Origin of the sequence: Psychrobacter sp. TB67, assembly GCF_000511065.1 — a bacterium.
Lineage (GTDB): Bacteria > Pseudomonadota > Gammaproteobacteria > Pseudomonadales > Moraxellaceae > Psychrobacter > Psychrobacter okhotskensis.
On record NZ_AYYA01000081.1, the window covers coordinates 1 to 5,573 of the forward strand.

Below are 5,573 nucleotides of genomic sequence, written 5' to 3' on the forward strand. Positions count from 1 at the left end.
AGAGAGCTGACGATGACCTACTCTCACATGGGCGAACCACACTACCATTGGCGCAACGATGTTTCACTTCTGAGTTCGGGAAGGGATCAGGTGGGGCCATCGCGCTATTGTCGTCAGCAAAGGGGGTTAGATATGAGTCTGATGTTATTATGACGTCAAGATATTATCTATTGGTCGACCAACTTGTAACCTAACTGAATCAAGGTTAAAGGTGATATCGAAATATATATATTCTATAAGCTTTCGCTTATACAAGATAGATTAATTAGAGCTTTGATACAAACCACTTGGGTGTTGTATGGTCAAGCCAAACGAGCAATTAGTACAGGTTAGCTACACACATCGCTGTGCTTCCACACCCTGCCTATCAACGTCGTAGTCTTCAACGGCTCTTTAGGGAAATCTAATCTTGAGGTGGGCTTCCCGCTTAGATGCTTTCAGCGGTTATCCCATCCGAACGTAGCTACCGGGCAATGCCACTGGCGTGACAACCCGAACACCAGAGGTTCGTCCACTCTGGTCCTCTCGTACTAGGAGCAGATCCTCTCAAATTTCCAACGCCCACGGTAGATAGGGACCGAACTGTCTCACGACGTTCTAAACCCAGCTCGCGTACCTCTTTAAATGGCGAACAGCCATACCCTTAGGACCTGCTTCAGCCCTAGGATGAGATGAGCCGACATCGAGGTGCCAAACACCGCCGTCGATATGAACTCTTGGGCGGTATCAGCCTGTTATCCCCAGAGTACCTTTTATCCGTTGAGCGATGGCCCTTCCATACAGAACCACCGGATCACTAAGACCTACTTTCGTACCTGCTCGACTTGTGGGTCTCGCAGTTAAGCGCGCTTTTGCCTTTATACTCTACGACCGATTTCCGACCGGTCTGAGCGCACCTTCGTACTCCTCCGTTACTCTTTAGGAGGAGACCGCCCCAGTCAAACTACCCACCATACATTGTCCTCGGTATTGTTATACCTGAGTTAGAACCCCAACATGACCAGGGTGGTATTTCAAGATTGGCTCCACCAAGACTAGCGTCTCGGCTTCAAAGCCTCCCACCTATCCTGCACAAGTCAGGTCAAAGTTCAATGTAAAGCTGTAGTAAAGGTTCACGGGGTCTTTCCGTCTAGCCGCGGGTACACAGCATCTTCACTGCGATTTCGATTTCACTGAGTCTCTGCTGGAGACAGCGCTGCCATCATTATGCCATTCGTGCAGGTCGGAACTTACCCGACAAGGAATTTCGCTACCTTAGGACCGTTATAGTTACGGCCGCCGTTTACTGGGGCTTCGATCAAGAGCTTCGCTTACGCTAACCCCATCAATTAACCTTCCAGCACCGGGCAGGCATCACACCCTATACGTCCACTTTCGTGTTTGCAGAGTGCTGTGTTTTTAATAAACAGTTGCAGCAGCCTGGTATCTGCGACTGTCAACAGCTCAAGGAGCAAGTCCTATCACCATCAACAGCGTACCTTCTCCCGAAGTTACGGTACCATTTTGCCTAGTTCCTTCAGCAGAGTTCTCTCAAGCGCCTTGGTATTCTCTACCTGATCACCTGTGTCGGTTTAGGGTACGATTCGTTTATAACTATTGCTTAGAAGCTTTTCCTGGAAGCATGGTATTTGCCACTTCGCTGTACAAGTACAGCTTGCTATCAGATCTCAGCCATATAACAACCCGGATTTACCTAAGTTGTAAGCCTACATCCTTTCACCTGGACAACCAACGCCAGGCTGACATAACCTTCTCCGTCCCTCCATCGCATTATAAACAAGTATCGGAATATTAACCGATTTCCCATCGACTACGCCTTTCGGCCTCGCCTTAGGGGTCGACTCACCCAGCCCCGATTAACGTTGGACTGGAACCCTTGATCTTCCGGCGTGCGAGCTTTTCACTCGCATTATCGTTACTCACGTCAGCATTCGCTCTTGTGATACCTCCAGCATGCCTTACGACACACCTTCACAGGCTTACACAACGCTCCCCTACCACTTGAAAACAAATTCAAATCCGCAGCTTCGGCTCCTAGTTTGAGCCCCGTTACATCTTCCGCGCGGGCCGACTCGACTAGTGAGCTATTACGCTTTCTTTAAAGGATGGCTGCTTCTAAGCCAACCTCCTAGCTGTCTATGCCTTCCCACCTCGTTTCCCACTTAACTAGGAATTTGGGGCCTTAGCTGGCGGTCTGGGTTGTTTCCCTCTCCACAATGGACGTTAGCACCCACTGTGTGTCTCCCGGATATCACTCATCGGTATTCGGAGTTTGCATCGGTTTGGTAAGTCGGTATGACCCCCTAGCCGAAACAGTGCTCTACCCCCAATGGTGTTCGTCCGAGGCGCTACCTAAATAGCTTTCGGGGAGAACCAGCTATCACCGAGTTTGATTAGCCTTTCACCCCTATCCACAAGTCATCCCCTGGCTTTTCAACGACAGTGGGTTCGGTCCTCCGGTGCCTGTTACGGCACTTTCAACCTGCTCATGGATAGATCACTCGGTTTCGGGTCTATGCCCTGCAACTAAACGCCCTATTAAGACTCGGTTTCCCTACGGCTCCCCTAAACGGTTAACCTTGCTACAGAACATAAGTCGCTGACCCATTATACAAAAGGTACGCGGTCACCCTAATAAATTAAGGCTCCCACTGCTTGTACGCACACGGTTTCAGGTTCTATTTCACTCCCCTCACAGGGGTTCTTTTCGCCTTTCCCTCACGGTACTGGTTCACTATCGGTCAGTCAGGAGTATTTAGCCTTGGAGGATGGTCCCCCCATCTTCAAACAGGATTTCTCGTGCCCCGCTCTACTTAATATGTTAACGCTAATGTTTCGAATACAGGACTATCACCTACTACGGTCAGCTTTCCCACGCTGTTCTTCTACATTAGCACTAATCGGCTTCTCCCCGTTCGCTCGCCGCTACTTGGGGAATCTCATTTGATGTCTATTCCTAAGGGTACTGAGATGTTTCACTTCCCCTCGTTCGCTTCTTGTACAAGTACAAGATACCTACCTTATGGTAAGTGGGTTTCCCCATTCAGAAATCTCCGGATCACAGGATATTGCCGCCTCCCCGAAGCTTATCGCAGGCTGTCACGTCTTTCATCGCCTCTGACTGCCAAGGCATCCACCATGTGCGCTTCATTACTTGACCATACAACCCCAAGTAGTCTTAACTTATAAATAAGTTTTAACTTCAAAGTGTTATATAAGTCTAATTATGATAACGATATCACCTATGTTTATACGCTTGATTCAGTTCTCTTTACTTTTTTAATAACTCACTACTGGGATAACAACTGATGTCGTTAAGTAGTGAGTTATTAAGGTTAGGAACAACGCGTGAACACGTGTTCCTAACCCAGACTCATATCTATGTTTTTAAATAGTTCTTACGCTCTCGTCGAGTCATAAGTTCTGTATAAAACAGAAAGAAATAATCGTATGATGTAATATCTGAATTATTTGTTTCTGTTTATGCTTGTTTATATAGTTACTATCGTATTTATTATGGTGGAGCCAAACGGAGTCGAACCGTTGACCTCCTGCGTGCAAGGCAGGCGCTCTACCAACTGAGCTATGGCCCCGTAAATAAATGGTAGGCCTGGGCAGACTTGAACTGCCGACCCCCGCGTTATCAACACGGTGCTCTAACCAGCTGAGCTACAGGCCTGTGTCTGCCTGTCAAGGCAAAGCGCTAATAATAAATACTAGCTAAACTAAAGAACAACTTGTTGTGAATTCTTGCTGACCGAATGCCATCTATAAGGAGGTGATCCAGCCGCAGGTTCCCCTACGGCTACCTTGTTACGACTTCACCCCAGTCATCAACCACACCGTGGTGATCGCCCTCACTAAGTTAGGCTAACCACTTCTGGTGCAATCAACTCCCATGGTGTGACGGGCGGTGTGTACAAGGCCCGGGAACGTATTCACCGCGGCATTCTGATCCGCGATTACTAGCGATTCCTACTTCATGGAGTCGAGTTGCAGACTCCAATCTGGACTACGATAGGCTTTTTGAGATTCGCATCACATCGCTGTGTAGCTGCCCTCTGTACCTACCATTGTAGCACGTGTGTAGCCCTGGTCGTAAGGGCCATGATGACTTGACGTCGTCCCCGCCTTCCTCCAGTTTGTCACTGGCAGTATCCTTAGAGTTCCCGGCTTAACCCGCTGGTAACTAAGGACAAGGGTTGCGCTCGTTGCGGGACTTAACCCAACATCTCACGACACGAGCTGACGACAGCCATGCAGCACCTGTATTCTAATTCCCGAAGGCACTCCCGCATCTCTGCAGGATTCTAGATATGTCAAGACCAGGTAAGGTTCTTCGCGTTGCATCGAATTAAACCACATGCTCCACCGCTTGTGCGGGCCCCCGTCAATTCATTTGAGTTTTAACCTTGCGGCCGTACTCCCCAGGCGGTCTACTTATTGCGTTAGCTGCGTCACTAAGTCCTCAAGGGACCCAACGACTAGTAGACATCGTTTACGGCGTGGACTACCAGGGTATCTAATCCTGTTTGCTACCCACGCTTTCGAGCCTCAGTGTCAGTATTATGCCAGAAGGCTGCCTTCGCCATCGGTATTCCTCCAGATCTCTACGCATTTCACCGCTACACCTGGAATTCTACCTTCCTCTCACATACTCTAGCTCAACAGTATCAGATGCAGTTCCCAGGTTGAGCCCGGGGATTTCACATCTGACTTATCGAGCCACCTACGCTCCCTTTACGCCCAGTAATTCCGATTAACGCTTGCACCCTCTGTATTACCGCGGCTGCTGGCACAGAGTTAGCCGGTGCTTATTCTGCAGCTAATGTCATCGTCCGTGGGTATTAACCACGGAGTCTTCTTCACTGCTTAAAGTGCTTTACAACCAAAAGGCCTTCTTCACACACGCGGCATGGCTGGATCAGGGTTTCCCCCATTGTCCAATATTCCCCACTGCTGCCTCCCGTAGGAGTCCGGGCCGTGTCTCAGTCCCGGTGTGGCTGATCATCCTCTCAGACCAGCTACAGATCGTCGCCATGGTAGGCCTTTACCCCACCATCTAGCTAATCCGACTTAGGCTCATCTAATAGCGAGAGCAGTAAACTGCCCCCTTTCTCCCGTAGGTCGTATGCGGTATTAATTCGAGTTTCCCCGAGCTATCCCCCACTACTAGGTAGATTCCTAAGTATTACTCACCCGTCCGCCGCTCGACGCCTGGTAGCAAGCTACCATCGTTTCCGCTCGACTTGCATGTGTTAAGCCTGCCGCCAGCGTTCAATCTGAGCCATGATCAAACTCTTCAGTTTAATCTTGCTATGTAACCCTTTAAAGAGGCTACTAAACTTGGCTCATCTAATCTGGCAAAATCGCTAAAAATTATGTTCGTAATGAATTAACTTTGAGTTTTTCTGCTGTCTTAAATGATAATTTTTATAGTTAATAATCTTTCCGAAAAGAAAAGATAGTCAACTTTATTTTTTAGCATTCTGAATCAGCAAAAATCCACACAAGTTGTTCTTTAGTTATGCTTTTAAATAGTGTTCATCTACTGTCGTCCAGTAGGTGATTAT

At 48.4% G+C, this 5,573-nt stretch carries 2 tRNA genes and 3 rRNA genes; all 5 read right to left on the reverse strand.

Annotated elements, in window-relative coordinates:
- Positions 1 to 4: 4 nt before the first annotated feature.
- The 5 genes from rrf to W293_RS0114270 all read right to left on the reverse strand — a co-directional run bounded on the left by rrf (position 5) and on the right by W293_RS0114270 (position 5,309).
- Positions 5 to 118 (reverse strand): 5S ribosomal RNA (gene rrf / locus W293_RS0114250).
- A 180-nt stretch (positions 119 to 298) separates the two neighbouring features.
- Positions 299 to 3,160, reverse strand: a 23S ribosomal RNA gene (locus W293_RS0114255).
- A gap of 357 nt (positions 3,161 to 3,517) precedes the next feature.
- Positions 3,518 to 3,593: transfer RNA gene (locus W293_RS0114260), tRNA-Ala, on the reverse strand.
- 9 nt (positions 3,594 to 3,602) lie between these two features.
- A tRNA-Ile gene (locus W293_RS0114265) sits at positions 3,603 to 3,679 on the reverse strand.
- A gap of 92 nt (positions 3,680 to 3,771) precedes the next feature.
- Positions 3,772 to 5,309: ribosomal RNA gene (locus tag W293_RS0114270) — 16S ribosomal RNA — on the reverse strand.
- The 16S, 23S and 5S rRNA genes sit together here with 2 tRNA genes alongside, the layout of an rRNA operon.
- Positions 5,310 to 5,573 lie beyond the last annotated feature (264 nt).